The sequence below is a fragment of the Staphylococcus pseudoxylosus genome (genome assembly GCF_044794325.1).
Taxonomy (GTDB): domain Bacteria; phylum Bacillota; class Bacilli; order Staphylococcales; family Staphylococcaceae; genus Staphylococcus; species Staphylococcus pseudoxylosus.
This window is the reverse complement of sequence record NZ_CP085024.1, coordinates 916,872-943,321: the sequence shown is the minus strand read 5'-3', so window position 1 is coordinate 943,321 and position 26,450 is coordinate 916,872. Positions and strand designations below refer to the sequence as shown.

Genomic DNA, 26,450 nt, shown 5'->3' with positions numbered 1-26,450 from the left:
ACATATTCTCATTTTAAATTATGTCACTATCTAAAGTTTTAAGCAATATACTAACGCTTTAAAAATAATGAATAACGTTCATTTTGATGTAACACATTCACCTTACGATTAAAAAAATCACTCAATGTATCGCTATTTAATACATTTTTTATTTCACCTTGTTTATAACACGTACCATCTTTTAATAAAAATCCTTTTTGTATATCTTTTGTAATTTCTTCAACAAAGTGCGTAACATATATAACTGATAATTCAGGTTGCCGTTGATATAATTGTTCAAGTGCGTCTAACAAATCTTCACGAGCAATAAAATCTAATCCTGAAGCAGGTTCATCTAAGATAAGTAACTTAGGGTTCCCCATCAACGCTCGAGCAATAAGTACTTTTTGACGTTCACCTGTGGATAAATAACCGTAATACTGTGATTCAAATTCACTCATACCCATCTGTGTTAAATAATGACGTGCCATTTCAATATGGTGGTCTTCTACTTCTTTAAAAATACCAATCGATTTAAAGATTCCACTAATTACTACATCCCGTACGATTTCTCCATCTTGAAAACGTTCCATTAAACTACTAGACACAAAGCCAATCTGATTGCGCACTTCGTCTGCCGAATACCCAATTTTACCAGGTTGCATGCCAAAAAGTGTTAATTCCCCAGACGTATTTGGTTCATAAGCATTTAAGATATTAAGCAATGTAGTTTTCCCTGCACCATTAAGCCCATAAAGCATCCATTTTTCACCCTCGTTGATACGCCAACTTATATTTTTAATTATTTCTTTCCCCTGTTTTCTGCGTGCAATATTTTTTAAATCAATAAGCATATAATTCTCCTCTCTGATACGTGATCTTATACTAGCAATTTTCTATGTTAGTATGTTAAACGTCGTTTCTAAATATTTTATTCAAAGATTTTCCTTTTGCTAATTCATCAATCATTTTATCTAAATACCTAATTTCTTTCATTATTGAATTTTCCATTTCTTCAATACGAATACCACAAATCACACCTGTTACCTTAGTTCTATTTGGATTTAATTTTGGTGACTGATTAATGAAAGTTTCATAATCCGTACCATCTTTAATTAATTGATTGATTTGAGTATGCGAATAACCTGTCATCCAATGAATGACTTCATCCACTTCCTCTTTTGTTCTACCTTTTTTCTCAACTTTTTTATTAAATGTGGATATATCGAAGCAAACGACATTGTATAAATTTTAGGCTTTGTCATCAATACATTCCTCCCTTTAACTATATACAATCATATACTGTCTTATTTAGAATAATAAAGACTTAACATGTTTAAAAATATTTTGATTCTCATCATTTTCAAATAATTGCTACTCATATTAATTTTTAATTTTTAATAATAAGTTCATTGTTTCATATTCTTGTTCTGCTAGTTTATCTAGTATCGTCGAAGCTTCATTTAAAAATGTCTTGTTTTGTGTTAATCCTGCCTTTTTTATTAATTCAATAACATTTTCCCAGTTTACTACTATATCTGTAAACATATGATAGGCTCGAGTCAAAGCTTCATCTTCAATCAATAACTGTGCTTCTTTCAAAAATGATTTGTACATTTTCCTAAACAATGCACCACCAGTTCCCCCATTTTCCATTAAATTAGCTATAAGTAATAAATCAGCTTCAATGTTAGTACTTCTTTCAAACCAGGTTTTCACCTTTTCACTTGTCTTTTTTATTCCCTTATATCCTATATTCTTTATTGGCGGATTTAAATAATCTTTCGCATTATTTTGTATAGCTGTTAAAACGACTGTTCTCATATCAGGCATTGATGTCACTTGCTTAATTGTATATGAAAGGTTCTTAGAAGACATTGGCCCTTTAGCATTCCTAGCTTGTTCTATACTATTTAGCGTTGTTTTAACATTACTCCCCTGTTGTTTCGTATCAATTAAATAGGCGTATAAATCATCATAATCATACATTGCTACATAATGACCTGCGAAATGCACTTTGCTAGAAAAATAATCTAAATAATAACTATCTAATTTCAAACCAACTGGCTGGCCAGTATCAATTGCCTGTTTGACATTTTGCCATGCCTTTTTAATTGATGTAGTTTCTTCTATATGGATTTCTAAATTTAAATTTTTTACGATGTTTTTTGTTAAATAACCTGGTTTAATACGCCCGCCAAGAAAAGGGAATGCCATATTTTTCATATCCCAATAAATATAGCCAAGACCTTCTCCAATACCAAATAACATCGGTTCTGACAACTCTATATTTATAAACTTTAGTAACGTTCCAGTTGCCGTTGTTTCACAATGCTCACCTATAAAATAATTTATATTATTTTCTTTCATTTCAATTCTCCCCTTTCGACAAATGATATGTTAACAATTAAATGGATGTACTAATATAAAGCCCTTTGATAAAACTTATAAATTAAAAAAGACTTATCAATAGCGATAAATGCTAGTGATAAGTCCTTATATTCATGACAAAGTATGAAGTTTGCCACATTTAATTTAGATTGGTTTATTCAACTGTAACTGATTTTGCTAAGTTACGTGGTTTATCTACATCTAAGTCTCTGTGCAATGCAGCATAATATGAAATTAACTGTAATGCTACTACTGAAACAAGTGGTGTTAATAATTCATGTACGTGAGGAATGACATATGAATCACCATCTTTATTCAATCCATCCATTGAAATAATACATGGATTTGCACCACGTGCAACGACCTCTTTTACGTTACCACGGATAGATAAGTTTACTTTTTCTTGCGTAGCTAACGCAATAATAGGAGTACCCTCTTCAATTAATGCAATTGTGCCGTGTTTCAATTCTCCACCAGCAAAACCTTCAGCTTGGATATATGAAATTTCTTTAAGTTTTAATGCGCCTTCTAAACTTACATTATAGTCCCCTGTACGACCAATAAAGAATGCATTACGTGTAGTTCTTAAGAAATCAGTCGCAATTTGTTCCATAATATCTGCATCGTCAACAATTGACTCGATAGCAGTTGTAACTTTTGCTAATTCACGTAATAAACTTACTTCTACATCTCTGCCATGTTCTCTCGCAACGATTTGTGACAGAATCGATAATACTGCAATTTGTGCTGTATAAGCTTTTGTAGAAGCTACTGCAATTTCAGGGCCGGCATGTAACAGTAACGTATGATTAGATTCACGTGATAACGTAGAACCTGGCACGTTAGTGATAGTTAAAGACTTATGTCCTAAACGATTTGTTTCAACTAATACTGCACGACTGTCTGCTGTTTCCCCTGATTGAGAAATATAGATGAATAATGGTTTTTCAGAAAGTAACGGTGTATTATATACAAACTCTGAAGAAACATGTACTTCTGTAGGTACACCAGCCCATTTTTCAATGAACTCTTTACCCACAAGCCCAGCGTGATAACTTGTACCTGCTGCGATGATATAAATACGATCAGCTTCAGCTACATCTTTAATCACTTCTGGATCCATCTTCAAGTTACCTTCTTCGTCTTGGTACTCTTGAATGATACGACGCATAACTGCTGGTTGTTCATGAATTTCTTTTAACATATAGTGATCGTATACGCCTTTTTCCGCATCAGCTGCATCAATTTGTGCTGTATAAGCTTCTCTTTCTTGAACATTGCCATCTTGATCTTTAATGATTACTTCATCACGTTTAACTATAACAATTTCATGGTCATGAATTTCTTTATAACGATTAGTAGCTTGTAACATTGCAATTGCATCTGACGCAATTACATTGAAACCATCACCAACACCAATTAATAACGGTGATTTGTTTTTAGCGACATAAATGGTATCTCTATCTTCATTATCAATCAGTCCTAAAGCATAAGAACCATCTAATAACGATACAACTTTTGTGAATGCTTCTTCACTAGTTAGACCAGTATTTGAAAAATATTCAATTAATTGTACGATAACTTCTGTATCTGTCTCTGAAATGAAAGTAATGTCACTTAAGTATTCATTTTTTAGTTCTTCATAGTTTTCAATTACTCCATTATGAACTAATGTAAAGCGTTCAGTTGCAGACTGATGTGGGTGTGAGTTTTCATGATTAGGTACACCATGTGTTGCCCAACGTGTATGACCAATACCTACATTACCGTCAGTATCTTCGCCATCTGCAACTTTTCTTAATTCTGCAATACGACCTTTTGATTTGAATACTGATGTGCCCTCATTATTAACGATTGCAACACCTGCTGAGTCATAACCTCTGTATTCTAATTTTTCTAATCCTTTTAATAATAACTCTTTCGCATTATCTTGACCAATATAGCCGACAATTCCACACATATAAATTTCCTCCAATGTAATGGCAATGAGATAATTGAACGTCTAGCGAATAGCGCATATGAACTTGTTCAATGTATTTAGAACCCTTATGGACAGACTAATCCCTATTTAAATCAATAGTACTAGGTCTTCTAATAATAATGGTTACCTCGATTACCTTATAATAATAGTTATTTAATTTTGGCTATCTTATTAACTTTGTGCACTAGGTTGCCCTAATGTTTTCCTTAATAAGTTCACGAATGAGCCACATCCGGGATAGCATCCGCCGATGGTTCGATAACTATCCTCCTCGTCTACAAACTTCGATTAACATACCTATTAAGCTTTCTGTTTTAAAACTTAAATTGTTAATACGTAACCTCATCATTTGTACAGGCGCTTTAATTGACTAAAACTCTAACTTTCCTCCTTCCTCTCAATAACATTAATTGTACAATGTTATTCATCTGTAATGCAAACAATTTATTAACAATAAATTTACAAACACAAAAATAGAGTTGAGCATTAGTTAAAAGTATCGTGCTTTCTTTGATATTAACAATGCTTCCTCAGCATAACCTAAGTACTTGCAGTAACCATATGATCTTTATAATAATTTCCTATATTCATAATATATTTAATCATTGCTTATGTTATTTCTTAGTTGTAAAGCAGGCAGTAATAGTCTATTTCTACATTGTCATAATTGTCAAAGACAGTGTGACAAATTTGAAATTAGTTTACATTGTTTAATTCATTATTGCCACCTACAATTAAGTTATAAATAAAAAGAGAAAAAGAGGTGCAATAATATGTCACAAACAGAGACTAAAGAAAATAATGGGATAGGTCGTAAGGTACAGGCGTTCGGATCATTTTTAAGTAGTATGATTATGCCAAACATCGGCGCTTTTATCGCATGGGGCTTCATCGCCGCTATATTTATAGATGGTGGTTGGTGGCCAAATAAAGATTTAAGCCAATTGGCTGGACCTATGATTTCATATTTAATACCATTACTGATTGCTTATAGTGGTGGACGTTTAATACATGAAATGCGTGGAGGTATTATCGCAGCTGTAGCAACTATGGGTGTCATCGTTGCTTTACCTGATACGCCAATGTTACTTGGCGCTATGATTATGGGACCACTCGTTGGTTGGTTAATGAAGAAAACTGATGAATTTATACAACCAAGAACACCACAAGGATTTGAAATGTTATTCAATAATTTCTCAGCTGGTATTTTAGGTTTCATTATGACAATTGTTGGATTTAAAATATTAGCTCCAATAATGGAATTTATTATGCATGTTTTATCTTTAGCTGTAGAAGCTTTAGTGCATGCACATTTACTACCACTAGTAAGTATTATTGTAGAACCTGCTAAAATTGTATTCTTAAATAATGCAATTAATCACGGTGTGTTTACACCACTTGGTGCAGACCAAGCATCTTCTGCAGGACAATCAATACTATACACAATAGAATCTAACCCTGGTCCAGGTCTGGGGATCTTAGTCGCTTATATGATTTTCGGTACTGGGACAGCTAAAGCAACATCATATGGTGCTGGTATTATCCACTTCTTAGGTGGAATTCACGAAATTTACTTCCCATACGTGTTAATGCGTCCTTTATTATTCATAGCTGTCATTTTAGGTGGTATGACTGGTGTAGCAACATATTCTCTACTTGATTTTGGATTCAAGAGTCCCGCTTCACCAGGATCATTCATCGTTTATATGTTAAACGCGCCTAAGGGTGAATTTTTACACATGGTAATCGGTGTATTACTTGCAGCAATTGTTTCATTTATCGTTGCTGCGATTATTTTAAAATTCACAAAAGAGCCTGAAGAAGACCTAGAAGCTGCTACTGAAAAAATGGAAGCTTCAAAAGGGAAAAAATCAAGTGTATCTTCTAAGTTAAAAGGGAATGAAGATAGTAATACAACTTCAACAACTGGTGCTGCTACTGCAACCACTGCTGATACAGATAGTACAGACACACAATCTGAAGAAGATTTATTAGACAATTACGATACTGAAAATGTAGATGCTCATGATTATAGTAAAGTAAACCATGTCATATTCGCTTGTGATGCTGGTATGGGATCGAGCGCTATGGGTGCAAGCATGCTACGCAATAAATTTAAAAAAGCTGATATACAAGACGTAGATGTAACAAATACTGCAATCAATCAATTACCAAGCGATGCACAACTCGTTATTACACAAAAGAAACTTACTGATAGAGCGATTAAACAAGTACCAAATGCAATTCATATCTCAGTTGATAATTTCTTAAATTCACCTAGATATGATGAATTACTTGAAAATCTTAAATAATTAAACAATCACTATATAGAACAATACTGGAGGGTATGGCTATGTTTTTGAGTACACGTGAAAAAGAAATTATCGAAATGTTAATTAAATATCACGGTCAATATGTCACTATTTACGACATTGCTCAACATCTAGCTGTATCCTCTCGTACTATTCATAGGGAATTAAAATCTATTGAATCTTTTTTATCAACATTTGATATCGAGCTTGAACGAGTTACCAAAAAAGGTATACAACTGAAAACGACGGAGATGGCATTAAATTCACTAAAACATGCATTATTAAATGAAAATACCATAGATTTATCACAAGAAGAACAAAAAGTAATTATTTTATATGCTTTGATTCAAACAAATACTCCTATTAAACAATACGTTTTAGCACAAGAAATCGGTGTCTCTAATCAAACATTAGCAAAACTTTTAGATGAATTAGATACAGAACTTGAACAATACCAATTAACACTACAAAAAAAACGTGGTGAAGGTATTCAATTACATGGTGCAGAATCAAAAAAACGTGAACTATTAAGCCAGTTGATGGTCAATAATCTAAACAGCACCAGTGTCTATTCAGTTATCGAAAATCATTTTGTATATCAATCTATTAACCAGTCACAATTGGCAATGGTTGATATGGACAAAATATTTCAGATTGAACGTATTTTAATGGACCACTTAGGTCAACTTCCCTACTCTTTAACAGAATCAAGTTATTTAACCTTAACTGTACACATTGTCTTAAGTATTGAACGAATGCTTAATAATCAATATGTAGCTTTAAATGACGACATTTATAACAGTGTTAAAGATTCTTTTGAACACGAGGTAGCAAAGGCCCTTGCTTTACACCTTGAACATATTTATGGTGTCCAGTTTAACCAAGCTGAAGTGACTTTTATCACTATTCACCTTAGAGGTGCGAAACGTAAAGAATCTGCCGAAGTATTTAAAGATAGTAAAGATGAATCAAAGATTGAAAGATTTATTCATTCTGTTTCACACTTTTCTCAACAATCATTCAAAGATTTTAAAACGCTTAGCGAAGGATTAAAGTTGCACATTATACCAGCAATTAACCGTTTAAAAGCTAATATTGAAACTTACAATCCATTAACTGAAATGATTCAACATAAGTACCCACGGCTATTTGAAAGTGTTCATCGTGCCTTACTACAAACCTGGCCAGATTTTAATTTTCCAGATAGTGAAATTGCATTTATTGTGCTTCATTTTGGTGGTGCTTTACAAAATCAAAATAGCGCCTTTTACAATGTACTCGTAGTATGTAGTAGTGGTATTGGAACCAGTAGATTACTGGCAACACGGTTACAACAAACATTTAGTGATATACAAAATACTACTCAAGCATCAGTTGGTGATTTAAATGATATTGATGCTACACAATTTGATGCGATTATTTCCACTGTAGATTTAGATATCGCTTTACCATATATTACGGTAAATCCTTTACTGCCTGACGCAGATGTAAATCACGTATCAGCGTTTTTAAACACACAGCATAAACAACCAAAGATTCAAATATATGAAACGAATCATAGTAACATTTTAAATCCTGAAGAAAAATTAACATACATCAGAAAAGGACTAGAAATCATTGATTCTGTAAATGTAGATTATACTTCCGTTTCGAACTGGACAACTTATTTAACCAACACATTATTGGAACATCAAATCATCACGAAAGGCCAGTCATTCGCTGAACTGATTAAGCAACACATGGATCGACAAGGGTTTGTTTTAGATCCTTATCCAATCGCAATTCCTCATTTAAAAAGTGAGATTATTAAAAAACCTTTTATATTAATAACTATTTTAAATGAGCCGATTTTGCTTAATAGTAATCAAAATGACAATCTTTCCGTGAGATATTTGTTAAGCATGTTCGTTCCTCCTGATGATACAATGGCACAACTTGTAAGTGATATTTCAGGAAAATTGGTCGAACATCTAGATAATATTGATGGATTTATGGAACAACCAGAACAACTTCAAGCATTACTTAAGCAAAGTTATCTTATGCAATTACAAAAATTATTAAATATGGAGTGAAGCAAAATGAGCGAATTATTTAGCAATGAAAACATTTTTATCAACCAAACAGTTAAAGATCAAAACGAAGCAATTGAAAAAGCAGGCCAAGCTTTAGTATCAAGTGGTGCTGTAACAGAAGCATATATTCAAGCAATGAAAGATCGCGAGCAAGTAGTAACAACATTTATGGGCAATGGCTTAGCTATCCCTCACGGTACTGATGAGGCTAAAGCGAGTGTTTTAAAATCAGGTTTAACTTTAATTCAAATACCTGAAGGCGTTGACTGGGACGGTGAAGTTGTTAAAGTTGTCGTAGGTATTGCAGGTAAAGATGGTGAACATTTAGACTTACTTTCTAAAATAGCTATTACGTTTAGCGAAGAAGAAAATGTAGAACGTATTATTCAAGCTTCATCAGCAGAGGAAATCAAACAAGTCTTTGAGGAGGCTGACGCATAATGAAAGCTTTACATTTTGGTGCTGGAAATATAGGTAGAGGTTTTATCGGATATATTCTTGCTGATAATGATATAAAAGTAACTTTTGCAGATGTTAATACTGAAATCATCACTGCTTTGGATCAACATCATGAATACGATGTCATTTTAGCTGATGAAGCTAAAACAACAACACGTGTGCATAATGTAGATGCTATTAACTCTGGTGCGCTTTCAGAAAGTTTAAAACAAGCAGTATTAGAAGCCGATTTAATTACAACTGCAGTTGGTGTCAACATCTTGCCTATAATCGCAAAATCGTTTGCGCCTTATTTAACAGAAAAAGAAACACCTGTTAATATCGTTGCCTGTGAGAATGCAATTATGGCAACCAATACTTTAGAAAAAGCAATTTTAGATATTACAGGCCCACTACCTGAACACATTCATTTTGCTAATTCTGCAGTTGATCGTATTGTTCCATTACAAACCAATGATAATCTTTTAGATGTTGTCGTTGAACCTTTCTATGAATGGGTAATTGAAAAAGACGCTTGGTTTGGTCCAGAACTTAACCATATTAAATATGTAGATAATTTAACTCCATACATTGAACGTAAGTTACTTACAGTGAACACTGGCCATGCATACCTTGCTTATGCAGGTAGATATTTTGGTCAACCAACTATTCTAGATGCAGTTAATGATGCAGACATTAAACATGATTTAGAACGTGTTCTTAAAGAAACAAGCCAATACATTACCAAACAGTTTGATTTTAACGAAAACGAACAAGCTCAATATGTCGAAAAAATTATTGAGCGTTTTAAAAATCCAAACTTATCAGATGAAGTTACACGTGTAGGACGAGGTACTATGCGTAAAATCGGACCACAAGATAGAATCATTAAACCGTTAAATTACTTATATCAAAATAATTTAAAACATGATGCATTAGTTAAAACTGCTGCTTTGTTATTAAAATATGATGATACCAATGATCAAGAAACAGTAGAAAAAAATGATTATATTCAAGAACATGGTCTCGAAGCATTCTTAAAAGAGTTTGCTAAAACAGATGAACAATTAACTCAAGAAATCGTTCAAGCATACAATGTATTATAAATGTAAGAAACCGTTACTATTACAATAGTAATGGCTCAGAACATAAACACCCCTTAGGTGGCGCTTCACCTAAGGGGTGTTTTTATATATATTAAAACCATTATGATAATAACCCAACACATCCTATAAATACGATGTGCTGGGCTACTTGAATTAAATATTTAGGTCTTGGTTAAATTTAAATACTAATTATTTATCTAATCCCATTTTATCTTGAACTACATCAGCAATTGTATTGGCAAAACGCTGCGCATCTTCATCAGTTGATGCTTCGACCATCACTCGCACTAATGGTTCAGTTCCAGAAGGTCTTACTAAAATACGACCTTCACCATTCATTTCTACTTCTATTTTAGTCATTATTTCTTGCACATCAATATTCTCTTCCACACGATATTTATCTGTTACACGAACATTAACTAATGATTGTGGATATTTTTTCATTTGACTTGCAAGTTGACTTAAACTTTTACCAGTCATTTTTATAATACTAGCTAATTGAACACCTGTTAACAAACCGTCTCCAGTCGTATTATAATCCATTAATACAATATGGCCTGACTGTTCTCCACCTAAATTGTAATTACCTCTTCTCATTTCTTCTACAACATAGCGATCTCCAACTTTAGTTTTGTTAGATTGGATACCTTCATTTTCTAAAGCTTTATAGAACCCTAAGTTACTCATTACAGTAGAAACAATCATATTATTATTTAACTCATGATTTTTGCTCATCGCTTGACCAATAATAAACATGATTTGGTCACCATCTACAATATTACCTTTTTCATCTACTGCAATTAGTCTGTCACCATCACCATCAAAAGCTAAACCAAAGTCACATTCTGATTCGACAACTTCTTTAGCTAATGTCTCAGGGTGTGTAGATCCAACATCTTCATTAATATTATAACCATTTGGTTTACAGCCAACTGTCACTGTATCAGCCTCTAAATCACCGAATAAAAACGGTGCTAAAGAAGATGTAGAACCATTTGCACCATCTAATGCAATCTTCATTCCATCTAAGTTCACATCAACAGTTGATTTTAAATAGCTAATGTATTTTTGTGCACCTTCAAAATAATCAGAGTAATGTACAATATCTTCGCCAACAGGTCGAGGTAAATCAGGATTTTCTTGGTCTAATAATTTTTCTATTTCCTGTTCTTGATCATCTGATAATTTGAAGCCATCAGAACCAAAGAATTTAATACCATTGTCTGGAACTGGGTTATGAGAAGCAGATATCATGACACCTAATTCGGCTTCCATTTCTCGTGTTAAGTATGCTACACCTGGCGTTGAAATAACGCCTAAACGCATAACTTCTGCACCGATGGAAATGAGTCCTGCAATTAAAGCAGATTCTAACATCTCTCCTGAAACACGAGTATCTCTACCAACTAGTACTTTAGGGTGCTTCTCACCTTCATTGTGTGCTAACACATAGCCACCATAGCGCCCTAGTTTAAACGCAAGTTCAGGTGTTAATTCTTTATTTGCTACTCCCCTTACGCCATCTGTACCAAAATATTTTGCCATTATTTATATCTCCTTTATTTATACAAATCTATTTAACTGTAATTTTTGCTGTAGTACCACTTGGATTAACTTTTGTCACATCTTTAGGTACTTTAAACTTCACATTTTTTTCAGTAGTATCTGAGATATTATCTAAATTTACATTTGCAGTAATTTCATCAATATCCTCTAAATCATCTTTATTACCATAAATTTCTACTTCTTCATCTTCTAAACTTATATTGTCTAATTCACGATCATTTGATAATGATCCTACTGCTTTTGTTTTTACTTTAACTTTTTTACTATAGTCTTCTACCTTAACGCTTAAGTTAACCTCATTCGGTTGTATTGAAACGTCAATTTTATTAAGATTTCTATCAAATGCAGTAATTTTTGCTACATCTGTAGTATTTTTAGCAATTTTACTCTTGTTTTTATATGTTGCTTTTAAATATGCTATTTTATCAATTTGGTCTTGTCCACCAGTCACTTTAACTGTCTCTGGTGAAACGCTTTGCTCACTAATTTTATAGTCTGAATCTAAGTCATTATTACTTACATCCGGTTCTACTTTTAATGTTTTGCTCACACGCTCTTCAAGATTTACAGTAGCCTCTTTCGGTTTAACACTATAGTCAATGTCTTTATTCAATCCATTGACCTGGAATTGCGTCGTATGTTTTCCTGCTTTTTCACCACTTAAATCTAAGACTGCTTTAATATTTTCACCATTCTCAGCTTTTAAAACCTGTGATTGAGGTCCTGAAATTTCTACATCAACTTTGTCAGGCACTTCACTCGCGTATAATGATTTATTATTATACTTAACTTGCACCGGTACTTCCTGAATCGTTTCAGAAGATTTTTGGCCTAAGTTATCAGCATTAAATATATTTCCAAACATATTGTTAACTGATAAGAAAAACACAAGAGCTAACACAAGGGCGATTAATCTTAATCCCCATTTACTTTCTAACATATTACTTCACACCTTTCTCATGAAAGTGTGTACCAAACCAATGTTCAGCTAATAATTCTTCAAATGCTTCGTTTGAAATATCTTTTCTTAATTTACCATCAAAAGTAACAGAAATAGACCCAGTTTCTTCTGAAACGATAACAGTAAAAGCATCTGATACTTCTGATATACCTACTGCAGCTCTATGTCTTGTCCCTAAACTTTTAGCAATTTTAGCGCTATCAGATAAAGGCAAATAACTCGCAGCACTAGCAATCTTATTCTCTTGAATTATCATTGCACCATCATGTAATGGTGTGTTTGGTATAAAAACATTTGTTAATAGTTCTTGTGATATTTCTGAATTCATTGCTATGCCTGTTTCAATATAATCTTGTAACCCTGTTTCATTTTCAAATACAATCAATGCACCTATACGACGTTTAGCCATATATTGTACTGCTTTTGACACAGAAGATATTAACTTGCCTTCATCACTATTTAAATTCGTTGAATAACGTTTAAATAAGCTACCTCTACCAAGTTGTTCCAAAGCACGGCGAATTTCTGGTTGGAATATCACGATTAGCGCTAATACCCCCCATTGAATCACTAAATCAAAAAGACGGGATGTAGCTGTTAAGTTCAGCATTTTACTCAATTGTTGACCAATAACTATTACAACAATACCTTTTAATAGTTGAATGGCTTTAGTACCTTTAAAAACTGTAATGAGAAGATAAAGTACGTACCATACTATGAGTAAATCGAGTACACTTGCAATTATTTTAACTGTACTCCAGTTATCAAAAAAGTTGGATAATTCCATAACATCTCCTCCGGTTATCTGTTCCCATGTTATATATTATACCAATCATAACACCAACTGTCATATTTAGTATTTAAATATTTAGCAAAATCAAAAGGAGCGAAACTGAAATCTTATTTAAAAATAAGATTTCATAATCCCGCCCCAACAAAAATGACTGACACAATACTTAAGCAATACATTCTGCTACCAGTCAACTATTCCAATATTACATTTTAGCTAAGTACTTGGCCTATGTCTCTATGTTATTGACATAATTTCATCTGAATTATAGTAATGTTTCCCCGAAGAAACTACCTACTAAACCTACTGCTTGCTCTGCCGTATCATTGTTATGATCGATTAGTGGATTAACCTCCACTAAATCCATGGAAGTAATGAGATTAGAATTATGTAACAACTCTAATGCAAAATGACTTTCTCTATACGTTAAACCTCCAAGAACTCTAGTGCCTGTTCCTGGTGTTTCAACAGGATCTAAGGCATCAACATCAAGTGACAAATGAATACCATCTGTTTTAGGTTTTAAATAAGCAATTGTTTCTTCAATCACTTGTTTAATACCAAACCTGTCAACTTCAGCCATCGTAAACGTTTTAATATTATGTTCTTTTATGTAGCGTCTTTCGCCTTCATCTAAATCTCTCATACCAATAAGCACAATATTTTCAGGTTTAACTTTAGGTGAATAATCAGAAATATTAACCAAACGCTCATCACCATCACCGGCAAGCACACGTAACGGCATGCCATGAATGTTTCCTGAAGGTGATTCTTCAGGGACATTTAAGTCGCCATGGGCATCATACCAAATCATACCTAAGTTTTCATAATGCTTACTGACACCTGATATAGAACCAATTGCAATTGAATGGTCTCCCCCTAGTACAAGTGGAAAATGATTTTGTTCAATGCTATTTGATACCGCATCGCTTAATATATTTGATGTTTCTATGATTTCTTCTATATTACGTAAGCCGTCTTGCTCTGAATTGAACTTTTCTAAATCTAATTTAGGTACTGCAATGTTACCAGAATCTTTAACAGATAGGCCAATTGCTTTAATACGGTCTTCAATTCCAGCGTATCGAATCGCATCTGGACCAAGGTTTACCCCTAATTTCCTTTGTCCAAATGTTGCTGGTACTCCAATAATTTCTACTGTTTTATTCATTTTTAAAACCCCTTTGTTGTTATATGTTTCTAGAATAATCTAAAGACATGAACATTTCAAGCGTTGTTAAAACAGCATTTTCTCTTCATTTCAGTCTTTTTACATATAAAATCAATATAGTGATTTATCATTCAAAACAAACCCTTTTAGTATCGATTTTTATTATTTGACTAGACAGTAAAATGTATAAATAAAAAAAACAAAATTTATTTAAAGTTTAAACTATAAAGGAAGTACTTCATGCTTAGATGATCACTTTATACAAGTGAAATATAATTTTATATACAAAAAAGCACTTCTCTTCTGAGAAGTGCTTACTAGTGAGCCATAGTGGGCTCGAACCACTGACCCTCTGATTAAAAGTCAGATGCTCTACCAACTGAGCTAATGGCTCTAATGGCTGGGCTAGCTGGATTCGAACCAGCGCGTGATGGAGTCAAAGTCCATTGCCTTACCGCTTGGCTATAGCCCATAAATGGTGGAGGGGGGCAGATTCGAACTGCCGAACCCGAAGGAGCGGATTTACAGTCCGCCGCGTTTAGCCACTTCGCTACCCCTCCGTACTATTCAATTAAAAATGGTGGAGGATGACGGGTTCGAACCGCCGACCCTCTGCTTGTAAGGCAGATGCTCTCCCAGCTGAGCTAATCCTCCAAATATGTAATGACCCCGACGGGACTCGAACCCGTGTTACCGCCGTGAAAGGGCGGTGTCTTAACCGCTTGACCACGGGGCCATATGGCTCCACAGGTAGGACTCGAACCTACGACCGATCGGTTAACAGCCGATAGCTCTACCACTGAGCTACTGTGGAATAATTTAATTGCCTGGCAACGTCCTACTCTTGCGGAACGTAAGTCCGACTACCATCGGCGCTAAAGAGCTTAACTTCTGTGTTCGGCATGGGAACAGGTGCGACCTCTTTGCCATTGTCACCAGACAATGAAATGTATGAAATTATACATTCAAAACTAGATAGTAAGTAAAATATGATTTAACCAAAACAAAACATTTAAAATTTGATTAAGTCTTCGATCGATTAGTATTCGTCAGCTCCACATATCGCTATGCTTCCACCTCGAACCTATTAACCTCATCATCTTTGAGGGATCTTATAACCGAAGTTGGGAAATCTCATCTTGAGGGGGGCTTCATGCTTAGATGCTTTCAGCACTTATCCCGTCCATACATAGCTACCCAGCGATGCCGTTGGCACGACAACTGGTACACCAGAGGTATGTCCATCCCGGTCCTCTCGTACTAAGGACAGCTCCTCTCAAATTTCCTACGCCCACGACGGATAGGGACCGAACTGTCTCACGACGTTCTGAACCCAGCTCGCGTACCGCTTTAATGGGCGAACAGCCCAACCCTTGGGACCGACTACAGCCCCAGGATGCGATGAGCCGACATCGAGGTGCCAAACCTCCCCGTCGATGTGAACTCTTGGGGGAGATAAGCCTGTTATCCCCGGGGTAGCTTTTATCCGTTGAGCGATGGCCCTTCCATGCGGAACCACCGGATCACTAAGTCCGTCTTTCGACCCTGCTCGACTTGTAAGTCTCGCAGTCAAGCTTCCTTATGCCTTTACACTCTATGAATGATTTCCAACCATTCTGAGGAAACCTTTGAGCGCCTCCGTTACTCTTTAGGAGGCGACCGCCCCAGTCAAACTGCCCATCTGACACTGTCTCCCACCATGATAAATGGTGCGGGTTAGAAATCCAACACAGCGAGGGTAGTATCCCACCAACGCCTCCACGTAAGCTAGCGCTCACGCATCTCAGGCTCCTACCTATCCTGTACAAGCTGTGCCGAATTTCAATATCAGACTACAGTAAAGCTCCACGGGGTCTTTCCGTCCTGTCGCGGGTAACCTGCATCTTCACAGGTACTATGATTTCACCGAGTCTCTCGTTGAGACAGTGCCCAAATCGTTACGCCTTTCGTGCGGGTCGGAACTTACCCGACAAGGAATTTCGCTACCTTAGGACCGTTATAGTTACGGCCGCCGTTTACTGGGGCTTCGATTCGTAGCTTCGCAGAAGCTAACCACTCCTCTTAACCTTCCAGCACCGGGCAGGCGTCAGCCCCTATACATCACCTTACGGTTTAGCAGAGACCTGTGTTTTTGATAAACAGTCGCTTGGGCCTATTCACTGCGGCTCTCCTGGGCGTTAACCCTAAAGAGCACCCCTTCTCCCGAAGTTACGGGGTCATTTTGCCGAGTTCCTTAACGAGAGTTCGCTCGCTCACCTTAGAATTCTCATCTTGACTACCTGTGTCGGTTTGCGGTACGGGCACCACAATTCTAGCTAGAGGCTTTTCTCGGCAGTGTGAAATCAACGACTCGAGGAAACAATTTCCTCTCCCCATCACAGCTTGACCTTAAGAGTGCCGGATTTGCCTAACACTCAGTCTTACTGCTTGGACGTACAATCCAATAGTACGCTTCGCCTATCCTACTGCGTCCCCCCATCGCTTAAAACGAATAATGGTGGTACAGGAATATCAACCTGTTATCCATCGCCTACGCCTATCGGCCTCAGCTTAGGACCCGACTAACCCAGAGCGGACGAGCCTTCCTCTGGAAACCTTAGTCAATCGGTGGACGGGATTCTCACCCGTCTTTCGCTACTCACACCGGCATTCTCACTTCTAAGCGCTCCACATGTCCTTGCGATCATGCTTCAACGCCCTTAGAACGCTCTCCTACCATTGTCCTTACGGACAATCCACAGCTTCGGTAATATGTTTAGCCCCGGTACATTTTCGGCGCAGTGTCACTCGACTAGTGAGCTATTACGCACTCTTTAAATGATGGCTGCTTCTAAGCCAACATCCTAGTTGTCTGGGCAACGCCACATCCTTTTCCACTTAACATATATTTTGGGACCTTAGCTGGTGGTCTGGGCTGTTTCCCTTTCGAACACGGACCTTATCACCCGCGTTCTAACTCCCAAGTTAAATTGATTGGCATTCGGAGTTTGTCTGAATTCGGTAACCCGATAAGGGCCCCTCGTCCAAACAGTGCTCTACCTCCAATAATCATCACTTGAGGCTAGCCCTAAAGCTATTTCGGAGAGAACCAGCTATCTCCAGGTTCGATTGGAATTTCTCCGCTACCCACAACTCATCCGCTCACTTTTCAACGTAAGTCGGTTCGGTCCTCCATTCAGTGTTACCTGAACTTCAACCTGGTCATGGGTAGATCACCTGGTTTCGGGTCTACGACCAAATACTCAACGCCCTATTCAGACTCGCTTTCGCTACGGCTCCACATTCACTGCTTAACCTTGCATCAAATCGTAACTCGCCGGTTCATTCTACAAAAGGCACGCCATCACCCATTAACGGGCTCTGACTACTTGTAAGCACACGGTTTCAAGTTCTATTTCACTCCCCTTCCGGGGTACTTTTCACCTTTCCCTCACGGTACTGGTTCACTATCGGTCACTAGAGAGTATTTAGCCTTGGGAGATGGTCCTCCCGGATTCCGACGGAATTTCTCGTGTTCCGTCGTACTCAGGATCCACTCAAGAGTGAACAAACTTTCGACTACAGGATTATTACCTTCTTTGATTCATCTTTCCAGATGATTCGTCTAGTTTATTCTTTTGTAACTCCGTATAGAGTGTCCTACAACCCCAACAAGCAAGCTCGTTGGTTTGGGCTCTTCCCGTTTCGCTCGCCGCTACTCAGGGAATCGATTTTTCTTTCTCTTCCTGCGGGTACTAAGATGTTTCAGTTCTCCGCGTCTACCTTCAGATATGCTATGTATTCACATATCGATAACATGACATAACTCATGCTGGGTTTCCCCATTCGGAAATCTCTGGATCAAAGCTTACTTACAGCTCCCCAAAGCATATCGTCGTTAGTAACGTCCTTCATCGGCTTCTAGTGCCAAGGCATCCACCGTGCGCCCTTAATAACTTAATCTTTTTTGACTTTCAACACGAACAAGTCGGTTGAAAACCCAAAATGTTATTAATCTGTGAGTGTTCTTTCGAACACTAGCGATTATTTCTTTTTGAATTCAAAGCTTGTTAAAAAACTCTAATTCACTCGGTTTTGCTTGGTAAAATCATAAATTTTACTTACTTATCTAGTTTTCAATGTACAAAAAATGCAATGAATACTCCAATGAGCACTCAAAACTGAATACAATATGTCAATGTTATTCCTATTTCATCTTCGTAAGAAGATGTTTCCGAATATATCCTTAGAAAGGAGGTGATCCAGCCGCACCTTCCGATACGGCTACCTTGTTACGACTTCACCCCAATCATTTGTCCCACCTTCGACGGCTAGCTCCATAAATGGTTACTCCACCGGCTTCGGGTGTTACAAACTCTCGTGGTGTGACGGGCGGTGTGTACAAGACCCGGGAACGTATTCACCGTAGCATGCTGATCTACGATTACTAGCGATTCCAGCTTCATGTAGTCGAGTTGCAGACTACAATCCGAACTGAGAACAACTTTATGGGATTTGCATGACCTCGCGGTTTAGCTGCCCTTTGTATTGTCCATTGTAGCACGTGTGTAGCCCAAATCATAAGGGGCATGATGATTTGACGTCATCCCCACCTTCCTCCGGTTTGTCACCGGCAGTCAACCTAGAGTGCCCAACTTAATGATGGCAACTAAGCTTAAGGGTTGCGCTCGTTGCGGGACTTAACCCAACATCTCACGACACGAGCTGACGACAACCATGCACCACCTGTCACTTTGTCCCCCGAAGGGGAAAGCTCTATCTCTAGAGTTTTCAAAGGATGTCAAGATTTGGTAAGGTTCTTCGCGTTGCTTCGAATTAAACCACATGCTCCACCGCTTGTGCGGGTCCCCGTCAATTCCTTTGAGTTTCAACCTTGCGGTCGTACTCCCCAGGCGGAGTGCTTAATGCGTTAGCTGCAGCACTAAGGGGCGGAAACCCCCTAACACTTAGCACTCATCGTTTACGGCGTGGACTACCAGGGTATCTAATCCTGTTTGATCCCCACGCTTTCGCACATCAGCGTCAGTTACAGACCAGAAAGTCGCCTTCGCCACTGGTGTTCCTCCATATCTCTGCGCATTTCACCGCTACACATGGAATTCCACTTTCCTCTTCTGCACTCAAGTTTCCCAGTTTCCAATGACCCTCCACGGTTGAGCCGTGGGCTTTCACATCAGACTTAAGAAACCGCCTACGCGCGCTTTACGCCCAATAATTCCGGATAACGCTTGCCACCTACGTATTACCGCGGCTGCTGGCACGTAGTTAGCCGTGGCTTTCTGATTAGGTACCGTCAAGACGTGCACAGTTACTTACACATTTGTTCTTCCCTAATAACAGAGTTTTACGAGCCGAAACCCTTCATCACTCACGCGGCGTTGCTCCGTCAGGCTTTCGCCCATTGCGGAAGATTCCCTACTGCTGCCTCCCGTAGGAGTCTGGACCGTGTCTCAGTTCCAGTGTGGCCGATCACCCTCTCAGGTCGGCTACGTATCGTCGCCTTGGTAAGCCGTTACCTTACCAACTAGCTAATACGGCGCGGGTCCATCTATAAGTGATAGCAAAACCATCTTTCACTTTAGAACCATGCGGTTCCAAATGTTATCCGGTATTAGCTCCGGTTTCCCGAAGTTATCCCAGTCTTATAGGTAGGTTACCCACGTGTTACTCACCCGTCCGCCGCTAACGTCAAAGGAGCAAGCTCCTTATCTGTTCGCTCGACTTGCATGTATTAGGCACGCCGCCAGCGTTCATCCTGAGCCAGGATCAAACTCTCCATAAATGAATTATGATGTTTGATTAGCTCATAAAATACTAATTTGTGTTATCTCTAACACTTGTTTTGAACCAACAATTTAATGTTGTGTTCGGAATTAACGTTGACATATTGCAATTCAGTTTTCAATGTTCATTTCTTCATTCAATTAATAGTTGCTATACAATGTTAACATCTTGTTCAACGTTTTGTCAACAAGGAAATATTATTTTTTAATAATCAATTAACATTACTGTAACAATATTAAATTATTATTCTTATTAATGCAAGTATATTTTTTACACTTTTTATAATTAATTTAAATAATTTGTTTGCCGTTTTTGACGACTTTTATATAATATCAATTCTATCTATAAAAGTCAACAACAATTTTAATCTAATTATTTTTTGAATTCACGCTTGCGAAATCAAATGTTTGTCACAAGAAACTATTCTACCATCATTCAGAAAAAAAGCAATAGAAAAGTGGACAGAATTTAAATTAAATTCTGTCCACTACTAAAAAAAACTTATTTACTAGTCTTTTCAATAATTTGTTGTGCCATCGATTGGTATATTTCTCCAAGTCTATCATCAGTTTGATATATAGAAGGTGCAAAGTCTTTAGGGTTCCATGATGGTTGTTCTAGTGGAAGATGTCCTAATAAATCAGTTTGCAGTTCTTCTGCAAGTTTCTCCCCTCCACCAGTACCAAATACATATTCTTTATTCCCAGTTTCTTTACTTTGGAAATAAGACATATTTTCAATTACTCCTAAAATAGAATGTTCAGTATGCTTTGCCATTGCTCCAGCCCTTGCAGCAACAAACGCTGCTGTTGGATGTGGTGTAGTCACAATAATTTCTTTACTTGAAGGTAACATCGTATGAACATCTAATGCAATATCTCCCGTACCAGGTGGTAAATCTAGAATAAGATAATCTAAATCTCCCCATCTTACTTCAACAAAAAAGTTTGTAAGCATTTTACCGAGCATTGGTCCTCTCCATATAACTGGTGCATTTTCTTCAACAAAAAATGCCATAGATATTACTTTAACTCCATGACGTTCAACAGGTATGATTTCTTTTCCTTGAACACCTGGTTTCTCATCAATCCCCATCATATCGGGAACACTAAAACCGTAAATATCGGCGTCTACAAGTCCAACTTTTTTACCTTCTCTTGCTAAAGATACTGCTAAGTTGACTGCTACCGTAGATTTACCAACGCCACCTTTACCTGAGGCAATCGCGATAAATTCAACCGGATTATCTTTTGAAAGCAAACCTTCTATTGTTTGATTTTGTTCTTCCCCTGAACCGCGATATTGCTCTACAACATCTGATGGTAACTCTTCAAATCGAATACCAACTGTATTCGCACCATTTTCTTTAAGTACTTCTACAATTGCCATTTGCAAGTCTAGTTGTGGTTGGCCACCTAATTGAGCCATTGCCACTTTAACACTTACATGTTCTTTTTCTTCTTTAATACTTACTTCGATAATTCCATCTGTTTCTTTTAATGGTACATCAATTATTGGATCCTTTAATTCTCCAACAAGTTCTTTAACTTGCTTTATCGTTAACACAAAGCGTCCCCCTCTTATTTCATTATCACTTATATTCTAACAAATAAACTTTGACTATGCTTTAAATTGTTTATACTTAGTATAAATTTAATATAAAGAATAAAAAAGCAGTTAGCTCAAATTATTCTTACATATAAGAATAATGAACTAGCTGCTTTGATTTAATATTGCTTATATCCACCGACACATTTCAATTCATATTTACTCGGCAAATATTTTTACCTTCTGTGTATAACAAAAATACTATTTGTGCTTATCATTAAGATTTTCGCTATCTGGATAAAAGATTTCCTTACATATAAACAAAATGCCAATGATTAAGACAATCACCCAGAAATCAATGTTAATATATGCATAATGAATATGCACTATAAAATAAAATAGTAAGGTCGTTACTGTAAATGTAATCAAATGGTATGTTGTTCCTTGAAAATAGGGATTTTCAGGTATTTTTTTCCTAAAGTAATCCATTAAGTTTTCTATAATAAATAAATTAAAATAGCCTAATACGATATAACTACCATAGTAAATTAAATTATCGTAAAAACTTTTATTATAACCAAAGTACGCCAAATGAAAATATATTAAAATTCTACTTAACCCATATAAGCCAAAACCTAGAAATGTTAAGAAGATGGCGCCAGATACTATAAATACAGAAAGTACAATAAGCGTTGTAAATAAATATCTAATATATTTCATTGCTTACTGTCCTCCCTTTCTCGATTTATCTACAATATGTGTAAACGATATTCTCCACTCATTATTTATATTACCATTATACCCACCTTGTACAAAAAACATAGATATAAGTAGTAACTTTCACATAATATCAAAATGAGCTTAATGTATATACATTGTTACTCAGTTGTTACTGTTTTCTCTTTAAATGCGCATAACCATAATAAAATGAGCGTGACGAGTATTACTAAACTTAAAATAATAACGTTGTGTATGTGAACGCTAATAAAAGTAAACGATAAGGCATACACGTATCCCATAATTGTAGATCCTATAGAATTTCCTAAACTTTTCGTTAATGTATAGAGTGACATCATACGTTTCATATTTGCTGGCGATGTTTCCTCTTGGGTAATCACACTATCTTTAGTATAAACGGTCCCGAAACTAATACCAGCTAATAATAAGCTAAACCCGATAAAAATTGGAGATTCTGTTCCAATAAATACTAATATCCCACAAATTATCAATGATGTAAATGCACTGATGTACAATGCTTTTCTCGACATTTTGGCTTCGATTTTATCAAGTGAAAAATTTAAAATTAACCATGCAAATGAAATCGGGAAAATAACAAATCCACTTTGTAACGGTGATAATCCAATATCTTCTTGTAAATAGATTGGCATATATAAATTATATCCCATTAATATAATCGCATAAGCAAAATCAGTAAAGAATATTAAAACAATCATTTTATTAAACTCGTTAACTGGTACAAATGGCGTTTTTACTCTCTTCTGATTTTTATATAGTATGATTGCTACTACTATTGCTATAACCATTGAAGCTATATTTAAATATAGGTTGGACTTATTCATAACTGTAAAGATTATGAAAAATACAAAAACGTAAAATAAAGTTAAACCTTTTATATCTAATTTATTTTTAGCTGTTGTACTTTCATTTTCAAAATGAAATGTAAATATAACAAGTATCATTGCTATGATTGCAATAGGAATATTTACAAAAAACAACCAATGCCAAGTTGCAAATTCTAAAATGCCTCCCCCTAACACTGGACCAATAATACTTGAAATACCCCAAACGCTTCCTACCGTGCCCATAATTTTATAACGTAATGGAATTTCAAAGGCTAACTTTGGTACGATTTGGCTTAAAGCCATCATAACCCCAGCACCTAATCCTTGAATAAAACGAGACACAATTAACAGAGTGAAAGTGTCACTTAGCCCAGATAGCAAACTTCCTACTGTAAATAATAAAAGTCCTAATAAAGTTATGTAAATAATTTTTGTGCGTTCTAACAGTTCACCTACAATTGGATTGGCAATGACTATTGCAATAAAATAAACTGCAAATATGAGTGAAATGGATGATGCTACATTTAAATCCGTTTTAATTGTTGGTAAAGCTAAAGAAACTATGGAAGTTTCAATTGCTGACATAAACATTATTAAAATAAGTGCAACTACAATGCCTAATGATTTTATATTCATGTATTATTCTCAACTCTCTTACCTTCTTAAAATTTATATTAATTTCTACTTAATCATTATTTATTTCTAAGTTCAATATCTTTGCTTTACTTTATGCCAAACAAATTTTTTATGCCTTTTAATAATTTATAACTACTATTACCTTATTGTCTAATTGCATAATTAAATATTTGGAAAATGACTAAATGCACAGAAATGCCGACAATATCTAATGATATTGCCGGCATAAATAAAACCTACATAAAATATATAATTGCTATAAAATGGAATACTGAAGCAATCACAATAAAGAAGTGCCAAATCATATGAAAATATGGTCTATCCTTTTGTGCATAAAACCAAGCACCTATTGTGTATGCAATACCACCAAACAGTATAAATAGCATAAATGTAAGGGATGTATCAAAAATAATTTTAGGCAAGAATAATACACCAACCCACCCCATTACAAGGTACATAATTAAACTTAATTTATGATTAACATTTTTAGCTAGTGATTTGTATAAAATACCCCAAATCGTTATTCCCCATAATACAATCATTGCTGACCAACCAATCCAGCCCCCAACTAAAGCTAAACAAATTGGAGTATATGTACCAGCGATTGCAACATAAATCATACTATGGTCAATTATACGCAAAATGAATTTATGTGATGATTTGTTTGGCATCGAATGATAAACCGTCGATGAAATAAACATTAAAAATATACTTATAACATAAACAGAAACACTAAAAGCGCCCATTATACCAAAGTTCAGAAAACTTAAGATGGCAGCATAAGGTAGCGCACATAACGCTATAAAAGCTGCTACACCGTGAGATACTGCATTGCCTATTTCTTCACCAAATGTTAAAGGTACAATATCTTTAAATGTTTTAACTACTTTATTATCATCAGCTTTTATTGATTGAGACAACAGTGTAACCACCTTTTTTATATCATATTCATACGTTTTAAATCTGCTCTAGCTGTTTCAACACTATCTTTACCTTCTTTATTTTTGAGAGGAGAAAATTCTTCATCCCTCGGAACTTGTAAAGTAATAAAGCTATTTGCATATTGGAATATATCAAAATAAAACAATTCAAATTTCAAAGTTGACTGCTCAATCACACCAAAGTCCTCGTCTAACTGTTTTAATTTTTTGATTGCTAAATGGTATGGCAATTCATTGTCAACGACATTACTAATAAATAAAAGTTTGAAGGAATGAATTCCTATATTAGCATTATTAAATTCATTTGCTACATCTGGACTTAGTTCTGAATATTCAAGTACCATATCTTTATGTTTTGTATGGACTAAACGGCCAACGCTTTCGCCATCTTTAGGTTGTATAGATTTTGTAGTAATATCCATACTATTTTGGAATGTATATCCTGCAAATAATGGATCAAGTACTTTAACTAGTACATTATCGATGTTATTTAGGAAAATATATTCGACACCATTATCTAACATTTCTTGTAAATATCCAGCTTTTTTAAGTGCTTTAAATACACCACCATTACCATTTGGTGTTTCTAAAATATTATTATCTACATCTAATACTAATTTACCTTCTTCAGATAAGGCTACAATATTGTCTTGCATAAAGAAATGCACATGTGATTTGTCATAGCCAAAGTAATTATTTGATTCGAAGAATAACTGTGTTTCTTGATCATTTATTTTACTAGTCATGATGTACCAATCAACGAATTCGCCTGTTTGCTCTTTTAATGCTAATAGTTGTTTAGCCTGAATCTCAAACAAACTTACGCCTTCGATTTCGAAAGAACCTTTAGGACCCTTATATCCTAATCGCGTACCTTGCCCACCGGCCATAAGTAGTACTGCAAATTTACCTTTACGAATAGCTTCAAGCCCAACTTTTTCATATTGCTCGATCTCTTCATCTGTAAATTCATTTTTTATATCATACTTTACTTCATTGATAGAAGTAACATCATCAATTTCTTTTTTATTTACATATAAATCCTCGTATAAATCTTGAATATCCGTTAAATTTAGTGCATCTAGTTTTTCAGATAGTTGTTCTTTCTCATTTGTGCTCATCAATTTTTCAAACTCAATGAGATGGTCTTGATTAAACTTTTCTAAGGCTTTCTTATCTAGCATGCTCTCT

At 35.7% G+C, this 26,450-nt stretch carries 16 protein-coding genes, 6 tRNA genes, 3 rRNA genes and 1 pseudogene; 4 read left to right on the top strand and 22 right to left on the bottom strand.

The features are described 5' to 3' along the window. Nucleotides 1–50 precede the first annotated feature (50 nt). The 4 genes and pseudogenes from LG295_RS04350 to glmS all read right to left on the bottom strand — a co-directional run bounded on the left by LG295_RS04350 (nucleotide 51) and on the right by glmS (nucleotide 4,330). The gene (locus tag LG295_RS04350) at nucleotides 51–833 is read right to left on the bottom strand and encodes an ABC transporter ATP-binding protein (RefSeq protein WP_404476510.1); all 783 of its coding nucleotides are present in this window, start codon (nucleotides 831–833) and stop codon (nucleotides 51–53) included. Nucleotides 834–888: 55 nt separating this feature from the next. Beyond that, nucleotides 889–1,244, bottom strand: a pseudogene (locus tag LG295_RS04345) (DUF2200 domain-containing protein). 118 nt (nucleotides 1,245–1,362) lie between these two features. Then, complete coding sequence (locus LG295_RS04340; protein WP_325999690.1) at nucleotides 1,363–2,349, bottom strand: BtrH N-terminal domain-containing protein; 987 nt, start codon at nucleotides 2,347–2,349, stop codon at nucleotides 1,363–1,365. A gap of 175 nt (nucleotides 2,350–2,524) precedes the next feature. Beyond that, nucleotides 2,525–4,330 (bottom strand): glutamine--fructose-6-phosphate transaminase (isomerizing), encoded by a 1,806-nt coding sequence (glmS, locus tag LG295_RS04335; RefSeq protein ID WP_325999691.1) that lies wholly within the window; start codon nucleotides 4,328–4,330, stop codon nucleotides 2,525–2,527. Nucleotides 4,331–5,124: 794 nt separating this feature from the next. Here glmS and LG295_RS04330 point away from each other — a divergent pair. From LG295_RS04330 to LG295_RS04315, 4 genes are read left to right on the top strand one after another with little or no spacing between them, the layout of a single operon-like run. Next, nucleotides 5,125–6,663: a PTS mannitol transporter subunit IICB gene (locus LG295_RS04330; RefSeq protein WP_107530963.1), complete on the top strand. Its 1,539-nt coding sequence runs from the start codon at nucleotides 5,125–5,127 to the stop codon at nucleotides 6,661–6,663. A 41-nt stretch (nucleotides 6,664–6,704) separates the two neighbouring features. Beyond that, the gene (locus LG295_RS04325) at nucleotides 6,705–8,735 is read left to right on the top strand and encodes a BglG family transcription antiterminator (RefSeq protein WP_325999692.1); all 2,031 of its coding nucleotides are present in this window, start codon (nucleotides 6,705–6,707) and stop codon (nucleotides 8,733–8,735) included. Between the two features lie 6 nt (nucleotides 8,736–8,741). Next, a complete protein-coding gene (locus tag LG295_RS04320; protein ID WP_017722036.1) occupies nucleotides 8,742–9,176 on the top strand; it encodes a PTS sugar transporter subunit IIA in 435 nt (144 codons plus the stop codon). Continuing rightward, entirely contained in the window at nucleotides 9,176–10,279 is a 1,104-nt protein-coding gene (locus tag LG295_RS04315; RefSeq protein ID WP_318832713.1) for a mannitol-1-phosphate 5-dehydrogenase, read from the top strand. The genes LG295_RS04320 and LG295_RS04315 overlap by 1 nt, the downstream gene beginning before the upstream one ends. 189 nt (nucleotides 10,280–10,468) lie before the next feature. Here LG295_RS04315 and glmM read toward each other — a convergent pair whose 3' ends face one another. The 18 genes from glmM to LG295_RS04225 all read right to left on the bottom strand — a co-directional run bounded on the left by glmM (nucleotide 10,469) and on the right by LG295_RS04225 (nucleotide 26,443). Next, nucleotides 10,469–11,824, bottom strand: a complete 1,356-nt coding sequence (gene glmM / locus LG295_RS04310; protein WP_325999693.1) for a phosphoglucosamine mutase — start codon at nucleotides 11,822–11,824, stop codon at nucleotides 10,469–10,471. A gap of 28 nt (nucleotides 11,825–11,852) precedes the next feature. Further along, nucleotides 11,853–12,785 (bottom strand): YbbR-like domain-containing protein, encoded by a 933-nt coding sequence (locus tag LG295_RS04305; protein WP_107558529.1) that lies wholly within the window; start codon nucleotides 12,783–12,785, stop codon nucleotides 11,853–11,855. Between the two features lies 1 nt (nucleotide 12,786). Further along, entirely contained in the window at nucleotides 12,787–13,593 is an 807-nt protein-coding gene (gene cdaA, locus LG295_RS04300; protein WP_017722031.1) for a diadenylate cyclase CdaA, read from the bottom strand. A 268-nt stretch (nucleotides 13,594–13,861) separates the two neighbouring features. Then, entirely contained in the window at nucleotides 13,862–14,767 is a 906-nt protein-coding gene (rocF, locus tag LG295_RS04295; RefSeq protein WP_325999694.1) for an arginase, read from the bottom strand. A gap of 321 nt (nucleotides 14,768–15,088) precedes the next feature. Next, nucleotides 15,089–15,161: transfer RNA gene (locus tag LG295_RS04290), tRNA-Lys, on the bottom strand. Nucleotides 15,162–15,164: 3 nt separating this feature from the next. Then, nucleotides 15,165–15,239, bottom strand: a tRNA-Gln gene (locus LG295_RS04285). A 4-nt stretch (nucleotides 15,240–15,243) separates the two neighbouring features. Then, nucleotides 15,244–15,327: transfer RNA gene (locus LG295_RS04280), tRNA-Tyr, on the bottom strand. 18 nt (nucleotides 15,328–15,345) lie between these two features. Then, nucleotides 15,346–15,421, bottom strand: a tRNA-Val gene (locus LG295_RS04275). Between the two features lie 10 nt (nucleotides 15,422–15,431). Further along, a tRNA-Glu gene (locus LG295_RS04270) sits at nucleotides 15,432–15,503 on the bottom strand. Between the two features lie 3 nt (nucleotides 15,504–15,506). Continuing rightward, a tRNA-Asn gene (locus LG295_RS04265) sits at nucleotides 15,507–15,581 on the bottom strand. A gap of 11 nt (nucleotides 15,582–15,592) precedes the next feature. Next, a 5S ribosomal RNA gene (gene rrf, locus LG295_RS04260) occupies nucleotides 15,593–15,707 on the bottom strand. Nucleotides 15,708–15,786: 79 nt separating this feature from the next. Then, a 23S ribosomal RNA gene (locus tag LG295_RS04255) occupies nucleotides 15,787–18,709 on the bottom strand. A 287-nt stretch (nucleotides 18,710–18,996) separates the two neighbouring features. Then, a 16S ribosomal RNA gene (locus LG295_RS04250) occupies nucleotides 18,997–20,549 on the bottom strand. The 16S, 23S and 5S rRNA genes sit together here with 6 tRNA genes alongside, the layout of an rRNA operon. 503 nt (nucleotides 20,550–21,052) lie before the next feature. Next, nucleotides 21,053–22,117 carry a P-loop NTPase gene (locus tag LG295_RS04245; protein ID WP_404476502.1) on the bottom strand — a complete coding sequence of 355 codons (1,065 nt, stop codon included), beginning with the start codon at nucleotides 22,115–22,117 and terminating at the stop codon, nucleotides 21,053–21,055. A 243-nt stretch (nucleotides 22,118–22,360) separates the two neighbouring features. Further along, nucleotides 22,361–22,819 (bottom strand): SepA family multidrug efflux transporter, encoded by a 459-nt coding sequence (locus tag LG295_RS04240; RefSeq protein ID WP_107531979.1) that lies wholly within the window; start codon nucleotides 22,817–22,819, stop codon nucleotides 22,361–22,363. A 158-nt stretch (nucleotides 22,820–22,977) separates the two neighbouring features. Continuing rightward, the gene (gene sdrM / locus LG295_RS04235) at nucleotides 22,978–24,318 is read right to left on the bottom strand and encodes a multidrug efflux MFS transporter SdrM (protein ID WP_107558849.1); all 1,341 of its coding nucleotides are present in this window, start codon (nucleotides 24,316–24,318) and stop codon (nucleotides 22,978–22,980) included. 236 nt (nucleotides 24,319–24,554) lie between these two features. After that, a complete protein-coding gene (locus tag LG295_RS04230; RefSeq protein ID WP_107531626.1) occupies nucleotides 24,555–25,238 on the bottom strand; it encodes a PAQR family membrane homeostasis protein TrhA in 684 nt (227 codons plus the stop codon). Between the two features lie 17 nt (nucleotides 25,239–25,255). Then, nucleotides 25,256–26,443 (bottom strand): UTP--glucose-1-phosphate uridylyltransferase, encoded by a 1,188-nt coding sequence (locus LG295_RS04225; RefSeq protein ID WP_107531625.1) that lies wholly within the window; start codon nucleotides 26,441–26,443, stop codon nucleotides 25,256–25,258. Nucleotides 26,444–26,450 lie beyond the last annotated feature (7 nt).

What these genes read in the sequence shown, in the direction of transcription:
- LG295_RS04350 (WP_404476510.1), bottom strand. Translation starts at nt 833, where the DNA reads ATGCTTATTGATTTAAAAAATATTGCACGCAGAAAACAGGGGAAAGAA.
- LG295_RS04340 (WP_325999690.1), bottom strand. Translation starts at nt 2,349, where the DNA reads ATGAAAGAAAATAATATAAATTATTTTATAGGTGAGCATTGTGAAACA.
- glmS (WP_325999691.1), bottom strand. Translation starts at nt 4,330, where the DNA reads ATGTGTGGAATTGTCGGCTATATTGGTCAAGATAATGCGAAAGAGTTA.
- LG295_RS04330 (WP_107530963.1), top strand. Translation starts at nt 5,125, where the DNA reads ATGTCACAAACAGAGACTAAAGAAAATAATGGGATAGGTCGTAAGGTA.
- LG295_RS04325 (WP_325999692.1), top strand. Translation starts at nt 6,705, where the DNA reads ATGTTTTTGAGTACACGTGAAAAAGAAATTATCGAAATGTTAATTAAA.
- LG295_RS04320 (WP_017722036.1), top strand. Translation starts at nt 8,742, where the DNA reads ATGAGCGAATTATTTAGCAATGAAAACATTTTTATCAACCAAACAGTT.
- LG295_RS04315 (WP_318832713.1), top strand. Translation starts at nt 9,176, where the DNA reads ATGAAAGCTTTACATTTTGGTGCTGGAAATATAGGTAGAGGTTTTATC.
- glmM (WP_325999693.1), bottom strand. Translation starts at nt 11,824, where the DNA reads ATGGCAAAATATTTTGGTACAGATGGCGTAAGGGGAGTAGCAAATAAA.
- LG295_RS04305 (WP_107558529.1), bottom strand. Translation starts at nt 12,785, where the DNA reads ATGTTAGAAAGTAAATGGGGATTAAGATTAATCGCCCTTGTGTTAGCT.
- cdaA (WP_017722031.1), bottom strand. Translation starts at nt 13,593, where the DNA reads ATGGAATTATCCAACTTTTTTGATAACTGGAGTACAGTTAAAATAATT.
- rocF (WP_325999694.1), bottom strand. Translation starts at nt 14,767, where the DNA reads ATGAATAAAACAGTAGAAATTATTGGAGTACCAGCAACATTTGGACAA.
- LG295_RS04240 (WP_107531979.1), bottom strand. Translation starts at nt 22,819, where the DNA reads ATGAAATATATTAGATATTTATTTACAACGCTTATTGTACTTTCTGTA.
- sdrM (WP_107558849.1), bottom strand. Translation starts at nt 24,318, where the DNA reads ATGAATATAAAATCATTAGGCATTGTAGTTGCACTTATTTTAATAATG.
- LG295_RS04225 (WP_107531625.1), bottom strand. Translation starts at nt 26,443, where the DNA reads ATGCTAGATAAGAAAGCCTTAGAAAAGTTTAATCAAGACCATCTCATT.